General features: G+C 42.3%; 17 protein-coding genes. 11 read left to right on the forward strand and 6 right to left on the reverse strand.

Translation table 11 applies throughout. The annotated features are described in order from the left end of the window. Positions 1-15 precede the first annotated feature (15 nt). From bioH to IYN84_RS16150, 11 genes are all read left to right on the forward strand, one after another. Positions 16-864, forward strand: coding sequence for a pimeloyl-ACP methyl ester esterase BioH (gene bioH / locus IYN84_RS16100; RefSeq protein WP_196140278.1), 849 nt, complete (start codon positions 16-18; stop codon positions 862-864). Then, positions 864-1,724 carry a malonyl-ACP O-methyltransferase BioC gene (gene bioC / locus IYN84_RS16105; protein ID WP_196140279.1) on the forward strand — a complete coding sequence of 287 codons (861 nt, stop codon included), beginning with the start codon at positions 864-866 and terminating at the stop codon, positions 1,722-1,724. Before bioH ends, bioC begins: the two co-directional genes overlap by 1 nt. A gap of 40 nt (positions 1,725-1,764) precedes the next feature. After that, positions 1,765-2,463 (forward strand): dethiobiotin synthase, encoded by a 699-nt coding sequence (gene bioD, locus IYN84_RS16110; RefSeq protein WP_196140280.1) that lies wholly within the window; start codon positions 1,765-1,767, stop codon positions 2,461-2,463. Between the two features lie 75 nt (positions 2,464-2,538). Next, entirely contained in the window at positions 2,539-3,366 is an 828-nt protein-coding gene (locus tag IYN84_RS16115) for a S1 RNA-binding domain-containing protein (RefSeq protein ID WP_196140281.1), read from the forward strand. A gap of 35 nt (positions 3,367-3,401) precedes the next feature. Continuing rightward, positions 3,402-3,929, forward strand: a complete 528-nt coding sequence (locus tag IYN84_RS16120) for a hypothetical protein (protein WP_196140282.1) — start codon at positions 3,402-3,404, stop codon at positions 3,927-3,929. A gap of 71 nt (positions 3,930-4,000) precedes the next feature. Next, positions 4,001-5,572: an amidohydrolase family protein gene (locus tag IYN84_RS16125; RefSeq protein ID WP_196140283.1), complete on the forward strand. Its 1,572-nt coding sequence runs from the start codon at positions 4,001-4,003 to the stop codon at positions 5,570-5,572. 3 nt (positions 5,573-5,575) lie between these two features. Continuing rightward, the gene (locus IYN84_RS16130) at positions 5,576-5,950 is read left to right on the forward strand and encodes a diacylglycerol kinase (RefSeq protein WP_196140284.1); all 375 of its coding nucleotides are present in this window, start codon (positions 5,576-5,578) and stop codon (positions 5,948-5,950) included. Between the two features lie 102 nt (positions 5,951-6,052). Continuing rightward, the gene (locus IYN84_RS16135; RefSeq protein WP_196140285.1) at positions 6,053-6,601 is read left to right on the forward strand and encodes a zf-TFIIB domain-containing protein; all 549 of its coding nucleotides are present in this window, start codon (positions 6,053-6,055) and stop codon (positions 6,599-6,601) included. Between the two features lie 125 nt (positions 6,602-6,726). Continuing rightward, positions 6,727-7,059 carry a flagellar biosynthesis protein FlgE gene (locus IYN84_RS16140; protein WP_246722992.1) on the forward strand — a complete coding sequence of 111 codons (333 nt, stop codon included), beginning with the start codon at positions 6,727-6,729 and terminating at the stop codon, positions 7,057-7,059. 66 nt (positions 7,060-7,125) lie between these two features. After that, positions 7,126-7,977, forward strand: a complete 852-nt coding sequence (locus tag IYN84_RS16145) for a putative metalloprotease CJM1_0395 family protein (protein WP_196140286.1) — start codon at positions 7,126-7,128, stop codon at positions 7,975-7,977. Between the two features lie 106 nt (positions 7,978-8,083). Continuing rightward, complete coding sequence (locus tag IYN84_RS16150) at positions 8,084-8,896, forward strand: Dam family site-specific DNA-(adenine-N6)-methyltransferase (RefSeq protein ID WP_196140287.1); 813 nt, start codon at positions 8,084-8,086, stop codon at positions 8,894-8,896. A 67-nt stretch (positions 8,897-8,963) separates the two neighbouring features. Here IYN84_RS16150 and IYN84_RS16155 read toward each other — a convergent pair whose 3' ends face one another. The 6 genes from IYN84_RS16155 to IYN84_RS16180 form a co-directional block, all read right to left on the reverse strand. Continuing rightward, complete coding sequence (locus tag IYN84_RS16155) at positions 8,964-10,172, reverse strand: hypothetical protein (protein ID WP_196140288.1); 1,209 nt, start codon at positions 10,170-10,172, stop codon at positions 8,964-8,966. Between the two features lie 96 nt (positions 10,173-10,268). Further along, positions 10,269-11,060: an outer membrane lipoprotein-sorting protein gene (locus IYN84_RS16160; RefSeq protein ID WP_196140289.1), complete on the reverse strand. Its 792-nt coding sequence runs from the start codon at positions 11,058-11,060 to the stop codon at positions 10,269-10,271. Positions 11,061-11,120: 60 nt separating this feature from the next. Then, positions 11,121-13,472, reverse strand: coding sequence for an RND family transporter (locus tag IYN84_RS16165; RefSeq protein ID WP_196140290.1), 2,352 nt, complete (start codon positions 13,470-13,472; stop codon positions 11,121-11,123). Between the two features lie 16 nt (positions 13,473-13,488). Next, positions 13,489-14,241, reverse strand: a complete 753-nt coding sequence (locus IYN84_RS16170) for a TetR/AcrR family transcriptional regulator (protein WP_196140291.1) — start codon at positions 14,239-14,241, stop codon at positions 13,489-13,491. 256 nt (positions 14,242-14,497) lie between these two features. Then, complete coding sequence (locus IYN84_RS16175) at positions 14,498-15,787, reverse strand: methyl-accepting chemotaxis protein (protein ID WP_196140292.1); 1,290 nt, start codon at positions 15,785-15,787, stop codon at positions 14,498-14,500. 345 nt (positions 15,788-16,132) lie between these two features. Further along, positions 16,133-17,980, reverse strand: a complete 1,848-nt coding sequence (locus IYN84_RS16180; RefSeq protein ID WP_196140293.1) for a S8 family serine peptidase — start codon at positions 17,978-17,980, stop codon at positions 16,133-16,135. Positions 17,981-18,178: the final 198 nt, after the last annotated feature.

Raw genomic sequence — 18,178 nt, forward strand, 5'->3', positions numbered from 1 at the left:
GAAAGAAAGGTCAAAATGAAGTTAAAACCTTTTGTAAATGTTTCTGGGCAGGGGCCTGCTCTGGTTTTACTCCATGGTTGGGGATTGCATGGTGGTATCTGGGAAACAGTACTACCGCAACTGGAAAGTCAGTTTACAGTGCATAACATCGATCTCCCGGGATTTGGATATAGTCCGGTTCATAATGGCGACTACACATTTGATTATCTGGTTGACTCAGTTGCTGCAGTGCTACCAGAAAAGTGTTTTTTACTGGGTTGGTCTTTGGGTGGTATGGTCGCAACTAAGCTAGCGATCGATCTTCCAGATAAAATCGAAAAGCTTATTACTGTCGCATCGAATCCCAGTTTTGTCGCTAACGATGACTGGCACGGTATGCAGGCTCAAGTACTGGAATCATTTATCCAATATCTGGAAGAAGATTATGAGGGGACTTTGATCAAGTTTCTCGGCATCCAGACCATGGGGAGCGCAACGCAAAAAGACGATATCAAGAAGTTAAAGGATACAGTGTTTATTCACGGTCAGCCGTCGAAAAAAGCATTAAGAGGCGGACTACAAATTTTACACGATATTAATCTGGTTCCTGAGTTGGCAAAACTAAATGTTCCTGCTTTACGAATCTACGGTCGACTCGACTCTTTGGTGCCGGCCAAGGTGGCTGCAGATGTTGAAAATCACCTACCGAATAGTCAGGCGATTGTTTACCGACGCTCGGCTCATGCGCCTTTTCTTTCATGTACTGAAGAATTTTGCCGTGATGTGACAGAGTTCCTGGTTGGTAGAAATCAATCTTGTGAAGAGCAAAACGAAAATTCTATTAACGGTGAAATACTACTGCCTCTGATTGAGGGAAATAACTAATGGCGATTGAGAAAAAGCTTATCGCCAAAGCCTTCAGTGACGCGGCAGAACAGTATGATGACTTTGCATTTTTGCAAAAAGAAGTTGCCGACCGAACTTTTGAACGACTTGGCTATATGCGTATTAAACCAAAAGCTATTTTAGATGTTGGTTGTGGAACAGGTTACTGTAGTCGTTACTTGAGAGATAGCTTTAAACGAGCAAAAGTTACCGGAGTAGATATTGCTCCAGGAATGATTGCTAAAGCCAGTCAGCAGCAAAGCCTTTTCAGGAAAATTGATTATCAGGTTGCTGATGTCGATAGTTTGCCTTTTAAAGATAATCAGTTCGATCTGGTTTTTTCAAGCTTGACCATACAGTGGTTGCCCGACCTGAAAAAAACTTTTACTGAACTTCATCGTGTACTCAAGCCTGGCGGTTTGCTGATCTTTTCTACTTTGGGGCCGGACACACTGACCGAGTTAAAGCAAAGCTGGCAACAGGTGGACTCCGATATTCATGTCAACAGTTTTTTAGATATGCACATTGTGGGCGATGAGGTATTTAACGCTTCTTTTGAAAATACGGTGATGGACCGAGATATTATTACCCTGACCTATCAAACGATGAAAGGCTTGATGACGGATCTTAAAGCCATTGGGGCGCATAATATTAATGACAAGCGCTCAAGAGGCTTGATGGGAAAAGGTAAGTTTCAGAAGTTAAGTGATGCTTACGAAAAATTTCGCTGGGAAAGTGGAGAACTACCTGCAACTTACGAAGTCATTTATGGACATGCCTGGAAGAGAGATGGAAAGCCGCAAAAAGACTACCATACCTATGAGGTCAGCCTTCAGCCAGGAAAAACTGACAATTCATAATTACCGTTGTTATGCTTATAATTTAAGCGATAAATAAACTATGACCAAAAGACTGTTTATTACAGGTACCGATACTGAAGTCGGCAAAACCTTTTTTACCTGTGCTTTAATTCATGCTCTTAAAAGAGAAGGGCATTCGGTAATGGCTTTTAAACCTGTCGCTGCAGGATGCGAGCTGGTTAATGGAGAAATGAAAAACGATGATGCGCTAGCGATTATTAGTGCGCTCGGAGGTTCTCCTGATTATTCCTCCATTAACCCGATAGCTTTACAGACTCCGATTGCACCTCATATTGCCGCTCAAAAAGAAGGAATTGAACTGTCTGTTCAGCACCTTACCCAACAGACAAAGCTTGAACAAGCGGATCAGGAATTCGTTTTGGTTGAAGGTGCAGGAGGCTGGCTGGTACCGCTAAATGCTGATGAGACCTTAGCAGATTTCGCCAGGGTAATTAATGCAGAAGTTGTTCTGGTCGTAGGAATGAAGCTTGGTTGTATCAACCATGCATTATTAACCCAGCAGAGCATTTGTGGAATGGGGTTGAAGCTGGCTGGTTGGGTTGCTAATTATATTGATCCTGATATGTTGGCACAGCAAAGTAATCTGGAGTCCCTTAAACAATCTCTTAATTGTCCACTCATTGCGGAAATACCTTACTTATCTGGTGTTGGTGCAGAGGACATGACAAAACTGAGAGCAAAGGCCGCCGATTATGTTAAGATTGCCTCACTAGTTTAATATTAAGGCTGATAACTTGTCCGAGATTATGATATTTCGGGGTGGTTATAGTTTTTTTCGTTGAAAGGCTGTCGAATGGCAAAGCTCGGTCAATTTAATTTTCTAAAAATATCTCGTAAGAGTGCTCGCGGTACTTTTTTTGAAACTCGCGAGTTCGGACAGGTATTTCTTCCGGCAGCATTGACTCCTGGTCATTGTGAAGTAGGTGATAAGATTCGAGTGTTTCTTTATCGAGATACACATGATAACGTGGTTGCAACAACACTGTCTCCCAGAGTTGAGGTGGGCGGGGTTGCCTGCCTGAAAGTTGTCTCCGTTAGTAACGTGGGCGCATTTCTCGACTGGGGGTTACCAAAAGATCTGTTTGTTCCATTTGCGCAGCAAGTGCGTCCTATGAGGGAAGGAGAGTTTCATATTGTCTATTTATATGAGGACAATACTGGACGAATCTGTGGCTCTAGCAAACTGAATCGTGTACTTAAAACTGAATGTCTTGAATTAAAAACTGGTGATGCGGTTAAGCTGATTGTCGGTTCTCAAACCGATTTGGGCTATAAGATGATAGTAAACGAAAAGTACTGGGGAGTGCTGCATAAAGAGGATGTTTTTCGAGAGTTGCGCTTTGGTCAGAGTTTAAAAGGTTTCATTAAAAAACGAAGAGATGATAATCGGCTCGATATCACCTTGAATAAACCCGGGTCGCAAAATGATTCCTTAACTGAAAAAATACTGGCATCGATAGATGAAGGAGAAGGATTTTCTGAATTCAATGATAAAACGGCACCTGAGTTAATATATTCAGCCTTTGGAGTGAGTAAAAAAGTATTCAAGGCAGCATTGGGAACTTTATACAAAGAAAGAAAAATCGTAATCTTAAAAGACGGAATTCGACGAGCAGAATAGCATTAGAATTATCAACGGAGGCCAAGGTAGTGAGAATGAACAGGATTTTTTATTGTTTAGTTTTTTTTCTTGGTTTGTCTTTTTACTCTGATTCAGCCAAAGCCGATATTGTTAGTGACAGTGGTAATGAGTTTTCACTCAAATTTAGCTACGTAATCAATTCTGATATCGATACCTTTGAGAAAAAGTTTTTTGCAATTGACCAATGGTGGGATCCTGCCCACTCTTATTCTGGCAACAAAGAGAATTTGTATCTGGACATTACTCAGGGACAATGTTTTTGTGAAAAGCTTAACAGTGGTGGATTTGTCCGCCATCTCGATATAGCACATTACGAGCCACGTAAAATCATTCGCTTTCTTGGCGGACTGGGACCATTGCAAACTCTACCTGTCAACGGTGTTATGGAGTTTAGTTTTATACAAAATCAATCGCATCAAATTGAGCTTACAGTTACCTATCTGGTTGCTGGAACTGTTCAGCTAAAAGGATGGGCGACCCCTGTTAATCGAGTGATCGAAGAACAACTGATCAGACTAAAAAGTTACGCCGAGAAAAAATAGAAAACTATTTTCTACTTGAACAGTCCGAAATTGCATAATAATCAATATACTAGCCTCCATCGGGACCTACTATGAACAAATTACTTCAATATATTTTTTCCTTTTTTATCATTCTTTGCACGGTTGAACTCAATGCTGCCCCGGCCGATGCTCCGCAACGTCAACGTGGTGAAGGCCCTTTTGAGCGTTTGATTTTGAGAGGCGTTACCTTGATCAACGGCGAAGGTGCTCCGGCAAGAGGCCCTGTTGATATTGTAATTGAAGGTAATGTGATTACTCAGATTCAAAGTGTAGGGAGTCCCGGAGTACCTATTGTAGGTAACAGGCCAAAGGCTGAGGCGGGAGATAAGGTATTGGAGCTCGAAGGGCACTATGTTTTCCCCGGGTTTGTTGATATGCATGGTCACATCGGTAATAGCGCTCAAGTGACTACAGCCGAATATACGTATAAGCTCTGGTTGGCTCATGGAATTACAACTGTGCGCGAACCGGGCAGTTTCAATGGTGCTGATTTTACATTGAATCAGGTACGAAAAAGCCAAAAAAATCAAATAACCGCGCCTCGTATAATTCCTTATTTTGGTTTTGGTCTGGGCGAAACTGCACCGATTAGTGATGCTGAAAAAGCACGTAGTTGGGTCAAGAAAATTGCAAAGAAAGGTGCGCGAGGAATCAAGTTTTTTGGTACGCATCCGGATATATTTAGTGCAGCTGTTGATGAGGCTCGAAAGCGTGGTTTAAGGACCATGATGCATCATGCGCAGCTGGATGTTGCTCATCTGAATGCCATGGATAGCGCTCGAATCGGTTTAACCAGCATGGAACACTGGTATGGATTACCTGAAGCGATGTTTACCGATCAAGTCATACAAAATTATCCCATTGATTATAACTACAACAATGAACAGCACCGTTTTAGTGAAGCTGGTAAGCTTTGGCTCCAGGCGGCACTACCGGGGAGTGTTAAATGGAATACAGTTAGAGATGAGTTAATTGGATTAGATTTTACCATTAACCCTACGCTAACCATTTATGAGGCAAACAGGGATTTGATGCGAGAGAAAAATGCTGACTGGCATGCAGAATACACTTTACCCGGACTATGGGAATTTTTTACTGCTAGTCGCTATACGCATGGTTCCTACCACTTCGATTGGACAACTCAGGAAGAAATAAACTGGAAGAATAATTTTCGACGTTGGATGACTTTTTTAAATGATTATAAGAATCATGGTGGCCGTGTAACGACTGGAAGTGATTCAGGCTATATCTACAAGATTTACGGTTTCGGATTTGTACGTGAATTAGAGTTGTTGCAAGAAGCGGGATTTCACCCCTTAGAGGTTATGCAGTCAGCGACAATTAAAGGGGCGGAAGCACTTGGTATGGATCATCAAATCGGCTCTGTGTCAGTTGGTAAATTAGCTGATCTGGTGATATCCAAAGAAAACCCGTTACAAAATTTCAAGACATTATATGGCACAGGATTTACCCGGTTGAATGATGATAATAATTTAGTCAAGGTTGGTGGGGTAAAATATACAATTAAGGACGGTATTATTTTTGATGCCAGCCAGTTGCTCGCTGATGTTCGAGCGATAGTCAAAAATGAAAAAGATAAACAAATTAAAAAAGGAAAATAGTTTATGGCCAAACCGGGAAAAACAGGAATCGCGCGCGTTATTCATGCAACCGGTTATTCTATTAAAGGTTTAAAGGCCGCATGGAAAAATGAAGCTGCTTTTCGCCAGGAAGTCATACTGGCTATTGTTGGTATTCCTCTTGCGGCCTGGTTAGCCAATAACCGGTTTGAGTTTCTATGGTTAATTCTTCCGTTGTTTCTGGTGGTCGCGGCGGAATTAACTAACTCTGCGTTGGAAGCTGCTGTCGATCGCATTAGTGATGAGCATCATCATTTGTCCGGGCGAGCAAAAGACATTGGCTCTGCGCTAGTTTTTGTCTGTTTAATATTACTGGCAGTGATCTGGGGAGTTGTGCTTTTCGACCGCTTTCCATTGTGACCAGAATTTTTAGTGTACTCAAACGTTAATATTTTCATCAGCGTATTAGTATCTGATTGAAAATATTTTGTAAGGAACTAAAAGTGAATGAGGATAAAAAATATGAACTGTACTAAATGTAAACAGGGGAGCTTATCACCCAGTTTTATTGAGGGATTATTCAGAGCGCATACTTGTACTGATTGTGGTGGAAACTGGATATTAATTGAGGATTACGTAGCCTGGAAAGAGAGAAATCCAGATGTGACTTTTAAAGAGGATGCCGTGTTTGAAGTCGATGACACAAAGACAGCTTTGCTATGTCCGGTATCAGGTACGATTATGCAAAAGTTCAAGGTATCACATGATAGTGAGCATAAGCTGGATTATAGTCCTCAAGTAGGTGGCGTATGGTTGGATAGAGGCGAGTGGGAATTTCTTAAGAGCGCAAATTTAGCTGGCTCTCTTAACAGGATCTTTACTGAGTTCTGGCAGAAAACAATACGCGAAGCGAGCGCCAAAGAGACTTTTACTGAAATTTATAAAGAAAAATTCGGCGAGGCTGATTACTTGAAAGCAAAAGAGATCAGAGAGTGGCTGACGGCTCATCCTTGTAAAGCCGATTTACGCGCCTATATCCTTGCTGAAGATCCCTATTCAGCTGAAAGATAGTCTCTTCAGGGATGGAGCAGGATTATAGCTCTGGCCTGGAGTTATTCACTATCTGAGAAAAAATAGCAAAAAACTTGCTCGATAGCCTAAATTTCGTATTTTTCAAGCCGATAACTAGAGTACAGGTGCGATTAACTTGGTTGATTTGCAACCTGGCTTTCAATGAAAGTGAAATTAATGTATTTAATATCAATTGGTTAGAGGTTTTTATGCGAGTCGATAGTATCCTGAACTCTGGTGTGAAGGGGTTTCAGCAAGCAACCGAAAGGGCAAATCAGGCTGCTCAGGAAATCGCATCTCAGTCGGTGTCTGATGCCAGTAAGGAAGGTATCAACCAAAAAGACTTGGTTGAATCTCTGGTTGATTTGAAGGTCGCAGAACACGATGCCAAGGCAAATGCCAAGGTGATCGAAACCGCTGGAGAGTTAATAGGCTCACTATTGGACGTAAAAGCTTAAGGATGGGGAGATTTGTAAATTCGAAATATGTTGGAACCTTCGGCTTAGGCTGGAATTGAGAAAATCATGCTAATTAGCGCCGCGCCAGTGGCCTTACCTATCAGTACCGCGAACCCTCCCACCGAGCAGGTGGCTAGCGAAGCTGCGCATAGAGCCCCTATCCCCAAACCTCCTGCGACAGCTGATAACCCTTCTACCAAAAACTCTACAGAGTTTGCTGAACAAAACAGAGGGCAAGCAGAAGTTAACCGTGGCGCAGAGCAGCGAGATACTATTGAAGGGAATCGAGAGCAAAGTAATGGACAAAATCAGGAACAGTCGGATAGAGAGTTTGCTGGTAAAAATTCCTCAGGTGACGAAAAAAATGAAGAGGCTCAGGAGAAGCGATTAGAGCGTCAACGCGAGATTCAGGAAAAAGCTGAGATTCAGGAGTTAAAAGCCAGGGATAGAGAAGTTCGTGCTCATGAAACAGCACATGCTGCGGTTGGTGGTCAGCTCGCAGGAGCTCCTAGCCTGGAGTTCAAAACTGGCCCTGATGGTCGTCGCTATGCTGTTAGCGGTGAAGTCTCTATAGATACCAGCAAAGTGGCCAATAATCCTCAAGCGACAGTTGATAAAATGCGGCAGGTACGACAGGCAGCGCTCGCTCCTGCCAATCCCTCACCACAAGACTTGAAAGTTGCCGCAATTGCCAGCCAGCTAGCTAATCAGGCACTGGTAGAGCTTAATCTAGAGCGCAATCAGGAGTCTAACTTTCAAGTTGATCAAGAAAAAGGAAATCCCCTCGAAGGACGTGAAATACGTTTTGTGAACCCGGTAGCGGCACGTCGCTCTTCTCTCAATTTACGCAGTAAATTGCTGGCATCCGGTGCATTTGAAGAAGTAGATAAGGCTCCTCTATTTTCACAAAGAGCTTGATTTCCAAGGCTCTTAGCCAATTTTTTTGATAAAAATATTTCCAATCGATCCTGAATTACGTAAACTTGCGCACTGATGTTTCAAGCTGATAATAAGAACTGACTTAATGCAATCCAAGCGCTCCCGGCCTTTTTTGAAGTGGGCCGGAGGAAAATACCGATTACTTGACAAGCTTTCGCCTCATTTGAAGGGAACTAAGCTCATTGAGCCTTTTGTCGGTTCAGGTGCGGTATTTCTGAATACTGATTTTGAGCGTTATTTACTGGGCGATATCAATCCTGACTTGATTAATCTTTACCAGTGCCTGAAGAAAGAAAAAGGGAAGTTCGTCAACTATGCTAAAAGTTTTTTTACAGAAGAAAACAATAAGCAAATAGCCTACCTTGATTTTCGTGTCGAATTTAACGCCGGAGTAAAAGGTCGTAGGCGTGCTGCTCTCTTTGTCTATTTAAACCGCCATGGCTTTAATGGACTTTGCCGTTACAACAAATCAGGCGGCTTCAATGTCCCTTTTGGTAGATATAAGAAGCCCTACTTTCCAGAAAAGGAAATGTATCATTTTATTCATCATGCCAGAAAAACCAAGTTTGTGTGTGATGATTTTGTCGCGCTGATGAACCGTTCCCGACGTGGAGATGTGGTTTATTGCGACCCGCCCTATGTTCCTCTGTCGCCGACAGCGAGCTTTACCAGCTACGCTGCGCAAGGTTTTTCTTATGACCAACAGGTAGAGTTGGCTTATCGAGCAAAAATTCTTGCTAACCGCGGAGTCAAAGTGATTATTTCAAATCATGATAATGCGATTACGCGTAAAATCTATGAGGATGCGGAAATCGAGTCTTTTCCTGTTCGACGTTTTATCAGTTGTGACGGAAGCAACAGGGCAAACGCCAGCGAGCTTCTTGCAATTTATCAATAACGAAAATAAAGGAAGAGACCGAGGCCAGTTTTGAGTAATGCGAATATCCTCAGTCTGTTAGATAATCCTAGTAATAATATTGCGCGGTCAATTGAATATGATCATCATTGCGGAATAAGTACATAGAGTCAGCGACATCGTCCACTTCAAACATACGTACATCCAGACTTAGTTTAAAGTTGTTGCCAAAGCGACGGCTAGCTTCAACAAGAAGGCTGGTCGATTCGTAGTCTAAATCATAACTCAGTCCCGCCAGCAACTCGGTTGAATCAACATCGTTTAAAGCAAGTCTGGCGCCCAGAAATAAATCATTCTGAAAGTTTGAACCACCATTTTCACCGCGATCATCGTAGCCATATTCTACCAGCCAGCCGAGGTCAGCGTTGGAATCATTAATTCCATAAAAACTGTATTCAAAACCACCTTGCATGGCCCAGTAGTTTTCCAGATTATTTTCGTTGTGGATGACTTCAAGCTTCCAAAGGATGTCTTCAATATTGGCCTGGAGTTCAAACCCCAGTTGACTAATCTGCTGGTAATAGGGCACTAAAACAGGTTGCTCTGGAATGGTAATGAGTTCCGGATGCGGAATAAGAATCGGTTCACGACCGGTTCCATCGAACCAGGATAAGGCAATTTCGTAGTCACCTATACTTTGTGCCCAGCGGATAGCCCAGTCGTTATGATTTTGTTCGTCGTTTGATTCATAAACAACATAATCTGAGTTGATGAATGGTAGGCCGGGACGACCTTCGGCACCTGCGAAAGTTCTTTCTCTAAAATAAGGCATTAGAAATAGATCGACGATTCCCCAGTCTTGTACTAAAGACAAGTTAACCATTGGTTGACCCAGTTTATCCTCGTTATCGACATCTTCAACTGAATCGCTTTGGTTGATGATATCTACCAGATGCTGAAACTCGGTGACTCCCCAAAAAACACGACGAACACCGATTCGGCTTTCCCAGCTATCTCCCACATGGATCCAGCCTAGTTCCCGAATATCCATATGAGTTCTTTCGTCGTCATGTTGATCGACGCGAGCCGAGGGAACAAACTCAAGTGAATCTTTGCCATCGTTCCAACTCCAGAAAAACTCGGGTGCGGCTGCGACTGACAGGTAGCTGTCTTCCTGAGTTGAGAAAAGTGGATCTTCGGTAAAGTATCTTGCTTGAAACTCAATGTTACCGCGAACTTCAAATTCGTTCGCGGTAACCGAGTTAAAAAAGCCTGCCACCAGGCAGGACGCTGCAGACAAAGTAATTAATTTTTTCATTTAAGGTAAATCCCTTGATTTACTTCTATCGGTTTAGTTTGTAAGACCACCCTACGCAGTAGGGTAGTTTATATTTTTTCAGCATCGTTTAGCCCATTAACGGGCTCTTTTTAGAGCATTTTTATTAAAATCAGCTTCATCAAGACCTTCTTGAAAGCGATAATTTTTCCAGGTTAAAAGTGTGCTTTTCCCTGATTGATGATTAATCATCTCAAGCTTTGACGCACGCCAGAACTTATCCAGATATTTTTTGTAATCAGAGAAGGTTAGCGTTTTAAGCAGAGAATCTTTGCGATCATAAAAATCTGTTTTTTGAGTACGCAACTCAGCCTTGTCAATCCAGACAATACGACGTTTGTAACCTGAGTATTTGTCCCTTGGGTATTGCTCTACAACATAACAGTCAAGGTTGTTGAACTCTTCGTCTTTTATATATTTATAATCATATTTTTCTATTTCAAAAGATGTTAGATCTTCAAAAGAAAACTCACTCCCCATAAATGACCCTGATTTGTTTCGAGAAGATATACGCTTCACTCTCTTTAAGGCAGGAAGATATAGCCATTGTTCATCATTGCTTGTAGGATGGGAAAAGCTTAAAAAGGCTGTCCCTTTTACATCATGTGGTGAGTCAAAAATAGTCAGGCTTTTGTCTCCATCATTTTCTTGCTCCATGCTTTTAATTCGCATTTGGCGAACAGAAGTTTCCCCGTGCTGGTTTTTAAGCAACATTTCCATTTCTGCCTGGCTGTCATTCCACCCAAGATCTTTTTGCTTTGCTTCTGTCGATATTCTAAGACCCTTTTCTTCAGCCGACTCCGCATAAGCATAGGTAGAAAAGCTTACAGAAGTCGCGAGCAACAAAAGGCCTAATTTTAATGGTTTCATCTATTTCTCCAATTCTAAAACTATTTTATTCGGTATAAAGTATGTCTATTGCGAAGCCATTTATTCTTGCGTTTGTGGCTGCGCTTCTTTTTGCATTTTTATGTCGAGCTTGGCTTGTTTTTCCGCCTCTTTGTCTTTACGGCTTTTTAAAAGCATTAATAGCGGTGGTAAGAACAGGAAGTCGATTATAAGCGCAATTAAAATAGTTATCGCAGTCAGCAACCCCATTTCTGCATTTACTTTGAAACTGGATGTTGCCATAACGCCGAAACCAGCAACAAGTACCGCTGTCGTGACCGATAAAGCTTTTCCTACGCTAGCGAAGCTATATCGAACGGCGTCTTCCGAGCTAAATCCTTTTTCTCGTCTTGCACGTATGTACTTACTAAGAAAGTGGACAGTATCATCAACAATGATTCCCAGTGTGACTCCCATTACAACTGAGAGTCCCAGGCCAACCTCACCGACAAACATTCCCCATAGTCCAAAGCCAACCGCTGCAGGAGTCAAGTTTGGAAGAAGACTAATCAAACCAAATTTAATTGAACGCAAGGCAACACCAAGCAAAATGGAAATGAGAATTAGCGCAAGCGATGAACCTTTTAACATGCTAACGATGTTGGTTGAGCCTATGTGAGCAAACATTAAAGATGGACTTGCCAAAGTGAGACCGTATTCACTATTTTTTTGTTTAAAATGATTGAGCACGCGTTGTTCCAGTTCCAGTATTTCATTTGATGTAAGATTTCTGAAAGTTGCAATCACTCGTGTTGAAGACTTATCTACATTTAATTGATTGTTTACGTCCAATCCCTGTGGCAAAGACAATTCGTATAGCAATAGATATTGTGCAGCTAGCTCCTGCTCTTCTGGTAATTTGTACCATGCTGGATCGTCGCCGTGCATATTACGATTTAGTCTTTTTAACGTGTCGGTAATGGTATTTACATGGTCGGTCTCAGGTTGTTGTCGCAACCATTCTGAAAACTCTGCAATAAATGCAATAAACTCAGGACTATTAATGCCACTGCTTTGTTTTGAGTCAAACGATAACTCCAACGTTGTCATTCCAGACATATGTTCCTGCATAAAATCGGTTGCCTGACGGAATTCGACTCGTTTATCAAAGTACTTTACAAAATCATCGTTGAGTTCATTTTTGGGAACAAAAGCCGCGAAGCCGATAATTACTACAGTGGATACCGGCAACAACCATTTACGATTGTTGACGACAAAATCTCCTAAACGATCCATGGCGTCTTTTTTGTGTTCAACTGTTCTTTTCGCTCTGACAGGGAGTACCATCAAAATTGCCGGAAAAATAGTAACTGAGAAAATAAAGGCCAGGGAAACGCCGATAGCCACGATATTCCCCAGGTCACCAAATGGTGGTGCATCGGAGAAGTTCATCGTCAGGAAACCGATCGCGGTAGTTAAGCTGGTTAAAAATACTGGCTGCATATTGACGCGCAAACTGTCCTTTAACGCTTCCTGTTTTTCCATTCCATGTCTTAAGTTGTAATAGAATGTTGAAAGAATATGAACACAGTCGGCAATAGCCAGAGTTAAAATTACGGTAGGTGAGCCCGCAGAAGGCCCAGTCATATAGCCGCCGAGCCATCCCCATATTCCAAGAGAAGCAACGATGCTCGTTAACACTACCACCAGAGTACCGATAGTTCCGGTAATTGAGCGAAGTAGTAGACCAACAGTTAAAATAACCACAAGAAGCATTACAGGAATAAGTATGGACGCGTCTGCTTGTGAAGCTTCCGGAAAACTATTGTTCATCATTATCATGCCGGAAAGCATAAATTCTATATTAGGATAACGTTTTTCGAAATCAGCTTTAATCGCTCTGACTGATTTGGCAACTTCAGGAACTTCTGAAGACATGTCCGCACCCGGTAAACGAATAGTGACATTCACAACCGCAACATCGGCTTTTTCAGAAATGAGTTTTTTAACTAGCAAAGGTTCACTCAAAGAAACTTCTTTAGCGCGAGCAATTGAATCTTCATCCAGCATGTCGGCTTCGAGTACAAGGTCTTCGATCATCAAATCGTCACCTTCAGCATAACTATACTGGAAGTTGGTAATCGAATCGACGCGAGAGTTGTAGGTTACCAGCCAGGCTTCATTCGTTAGTTCCCAGATGGCTGTAAGCGTTTCCTTTGTGAATACATTGCCGTCTTTGGGGGCTACAATAAACGCAACATTATCACTTTTACTATAAATTTTTTGCAGTCCAAGGTAGTCATTCAGCTGCTTGTTATCTTTTTGAAAGAATATTTTATAGTCACTTTTGAAAGTTAAGTTCTTTGCGCCACTAGCTGCAAATCCTACAAGGGCCAGCGTAGCAATGATGATTAACCATCGATATTTAATGATCCAGTTTGAAAAAGTTTCCATAGTAGTTTCTCAAGGGTTAGATATAGATAAAAGGGGTACCATTTTTCTCTAGTGCATCGATTTCTGGCTGAAATAGTTCATGAGTAATTCGTTTTATTGTTTCACTGTAATCCCAGTCTTTAGACAACGGGCGCCAGTTGAAACCGTCAAGTACCAGGCGAGCGTTAGTGAAAGATTCTCTTTCTAAAATCATTGGCTCCAGCTTCACCGAGTCTCCTTTGCTCATTATCAATGCCATGGCGCCCCACGAGGCTGACCACATAGCAAATGTAACTTGCTCAAAACACATGTTTTGTGGCAACTCAAAGTCACCGGAATCGATTGCTTTGCCAATTTCTTCATTCATCAGGGACATTAGCTTGTGTTCACATTCGTGGTGAGTCGCATTTCTTTCATCACTACTACAAGCGGCGACACTTGGCGAATGTGCAGATAAAACGGCAAACAGTTGTGATGGGTGTAATTTGGCCCAGATGATATAAGAAACCATAACGGCAATGATTCTTTCGCGGCTATTTCCCTCAAACTGAAGTGCTCTGACAAATAGTGCCTGAATCTCTTCAACACAAGTGTTACAAATGGCTAGCAACAGGTCTTCTTTACTAATGAAATGTTTGTAGATCGTACCTTTGGAATAGGGGGCTGCAGCTACCAGCTTGTCTATTGTCAGGGTGGTTAAGCACTCTTTTTCAACCAGAGAGCGCGCTAGTTCAATCAGTTCCTTCTCGCGCAGGAGAAAGTCACTTTCGCTGATAGTTCTTGGACTCATAGCTTGTCTTCTTTAAAGATACAATCTCGAACAGATATAAGTGACGAATCGTCACGTGACGATTCGTCATTATAAGGATAAGAACTCAGAGATCAAGTCGCTGTCCCGAATTTTTAAGTTTCAATATTGATGATTAAAGTAAAATATAGCGTTGGAAATATGATTTTATATATATATCAATGGCTTGTGGTTGATTGGCATGATGAGGTCAGATTTATTGAATTTTTATTACAGGGTATGGAAACCGGCCGTTGTTCTAGAATAGCTCTACCTCCGAAGCAGGTTTATTGTTTGAGGCCTCTCGGGTTTTGTACCTGACTGCGTCATCCCAGTGAGCGTCATTAAAAGAAAAACTGTCGAGGAAGGATTTAAGTCTGGCGGCAAGCTTCTGCAAGTCTTCGGAAGAAACCTCCTGATGAACCCCGCTTTCGGCCACTTCATGGTTTAACTCAACTATGGCTTTGATTTCCTGTTGAGCGGCATAGGATATATCCTTTTGCCTTGTAGACAGGTCAATGGAATGTGAAGAAAGGTCACTAAAAGAGTTAATGGCTTCTAAAGCAATATTTAATTGCTCGGATGCTTCGCTAGATAGTTCAATGGTCTCTTTCGACTTAATACTGCTTTTCTCAATAGAGTCAGCGACTCGGTTAGTGCCTTCCTGTATTTTGGAAACCATATCTCGTACCTGTTGGGTAGAGGCACCAGTTTTTTCGGCCAGGGTTCTGACTTCATCAGCAACGACTGCAAATCCGCGACCTTGTTCTCCGGCTCGAGCTGCTTCAATCGCGGCATTTAGCGCCAACAAATTGGTTTGGTCCGCAATCGTTGTAATGACGTCAATAATGGCATTTATCTGCCCGCTGTTTACTCTGAGTTCTTCGATTTGCTGTGCTGCTTGCTCCATCTGTCGAGTTAGCTCTTGCACGCTATTTGCTGAGCTGCTGGATGATTGGTGGGCTTCTCTGATAGTTTGACTGGAACGTTTTATTTCTTCGAAGGCTTGATCAAGGTTTTGATGCAGTCCCAATGCCCCTTCATAAACCTGAATAAATGCAGAATTTAACTTATTCCCCAATTCGTCCTGCATTGCAGATTTTTGCTGCATTGTGTGATACGTAGAGTTGAGCTCATTTGCCATGGGGGTCAATCTTGCTGTGGAAGCATATATTTGAGTGAGTAAGTCGTTGTTTCTTTTTTGATGCTCATTGATTGCCTCAAATACCTGACACAACAAACCACAGCCTTGGGCTGGCAAACGAGCTTTTATATCTACTGTTTCTGAATTCTGAAGAGCTAGTGCGTAATCATGCAACTGGACAAGGTTCTGATAAAACTGTCGATTCGTTATAAAAAAGTTAACAGCCAACATTATAACTATAACTGAACTGAGCATTAGTATTTGCTGAGTATTGAAATCTGCATAGAGTGAAACAAGCAAAAGCCCAACTATACAAACAACTATTCCGGGGAGAGCGTTTTTTACAAATATATGCAAAGTAGATGTGTTGGGGGCGTCTACAAGCTTGGGTACATCTTTTTTCATTTTGAAGTTACTCTCAACTAGCCAGGTTGTTTCCTATGTCGCTTTTGTGGTTAATGAAACAGGAAAAGCAAACGACTCTTAAAAGGGGGAAAGATCCTGCTCTCAAGTTAGTCTAATTAGAATTATCTAACTTAAATATAGGCTATATAAGCAAATAAATGAAAAGTAACTGTTACCCGGCCATATTTTAGGGACTTTGAGTTTACTGCAATTGTGAGTGCCAACGACGGGGTCAAGAGGGAAGAGCGGACAAAAAATGGGGAAGCAAAGCTTCCCCGAAGGGTCTACTTACACTGTCACAAGGAGACATTTCTAGTAGATAAGGCTAATTTTTGTAAAATGTATTTAATTTGCCTGTAATCTCAAAGTGATACCGGAGGCTGCACTATAACCGTAGAGATCCAGGTACCAGCGACCGCTTTGAGGGTTCGTGAAATTACAGGACTCATTATTTCCACTCTTGTATGGGCGACAATCGTATTGATACAAGCTTGACTGTGCACCGTGGCGAACGTAAAGGTCTGCATCACCAGAGCCGCCAGAGATTGATACTGTTAAGCTAGAGTATCCTTCTGGAAGGTCATAGTAGTAACGCGTCCACTGCCCGTAAGAAACAGAAACATCGGTTGCCGTTACATCGATAGGATCATTTCCTCCAGGAGGATTAGTATCGCCGTCATAGCTACCGGTTAAAGTCACACCTGAAAAGGTCGAGTAGGCTTTTAAGCGAACATAATAAGTTCCACCTGTTTGCGTACCTGTGCAAGATTCTGAGTTGCCATTTTTATATGGACGGCAGTCATATGAACTATCTGTTGGAGCTGAACCGAATTTCACATAAAGGTCAGCATCGCCTGAGCCACCACTGATAGCGAAGTTGATATTGGTCGCACCTGCAGGAACATCCATGGTGTAAACAATATCTTGTCCCTGAGAAGCTCCAAGTCCTGTTACCGGCGTACCGTTTTGTAGAACATTGTCTCCCGGAGGATTATCGTCGTCAGGAGGAGTGTCGCCGAATAGTGAGTAAGCTAACAAGTTAGCAGTTCCTCTTGGGTCACTAACAGCATTTGGTGTCGCCGCATCTTTAATCGCTTGAGTGACTTGTGAAGGTGTTGCATTTGGATTATCGGCCAGATAAAGCGCAGCAATACCGGCAACATGAGGGCTTGCCATAGAGGTTCCGCTCATGGTTGTTGAACCACCAGATTGAGAGGTAGAAGTAATATCTGAGCCCGGTGCAAATAGGTCAACGCAGTTTCCGTAGTTAGAGAAAGAAGAGCGAGAGTCGCCCTGTGCAGTTGAACCAACGGTGATCGCGCTTGGGGTTCTCGCTGGAGAGTAGTTACAGGCATCGCTGTTGTCATTACCAGCTGCAACAACAGTAACTACGCCAGAATTTACCAGGCTGGTAGTCGCGTCATCGATTGACGAAGATGCACTTCCGCCTAAACTCATGTTGGCAACTGCAGGCTTAGTATGGTTGTTTGCAACCCACTCAATACCATCAATGATGCCTGAGAAAGAGCCTGAGCCTTGACAGTTTAGTACACGCACACCATAGACTTTAGCGCCTTTTGCGACCCCGTAGGTGTTACTGGCAATCGTTCCAGCTACGTGGGTTCCGTGTCCCTGACAATCACTTGAGTTGCTGTCGTTATCGACAAAGTCGTAACCATTGTAAACTCGTCCGCCAAAATCGGAGTTGCTGTTAACGCCAGTATCGATAACGTAAACGTTCACGTTTGAAGCGTTTGTATTGTAAGTGTATTGACTATCCAATGAACCACTTCTTTGGTCGACGCGGTCGATACCCCAGGTAGGGTTATTTTGTGTAGCATGAATGCTGACATATTGATCTGGCTCGATATAATCAACCATAGGATGTTGAGCCATTTTGGCTGCTGCTTCAGGTGTCATATTGAAAACAGCACCTTGAATTGCTTTGGAAAAGCGCTTTGAAGCCTCTACTCTGTGAGATTCCGCAAGCGAATTCACTGTTTTGTTAACTGCTGCTTTCATTCCGCCTGAATTCAAAGACATGCCAGCTTTTTGTAACTCTGCCTTTTTGAAAACAACAATGTATTGGTTTGTGATTGCATTTTCTGGATTAGAAGCGACTTTAAGTTCACCAGCTTGAACAAGCGGCGCACCAATGATGCCAACTGCTAATGCGACTTTCGATAGTTTCATTTTGAGAGTTCCCTCCGTTAAGGAATAACTCACTCACTAATGTGAGAGTTGTTTTGTTTTATAGTGTGAAGCGCATCCTGTGATTCTTGTTATTGTGTTATTTTTTACTGCTATAACTTTCTTTAAATACTGCCTGTTGCAGGCAGAGATAGATTCAGATTGAATGTATCTAAAAAGTATCTCAGATGCGTTTTAGAG

Origin of the sequence: Aliikangiella sp. G2MR2-5, from assembly GCF_015687155.1 — a bacterium.
GTDB lineage: Bacteria > Pseudomonadota > Gammaproteobacteria > Enterobacterales > Kangiellaceae > Aliikangiella.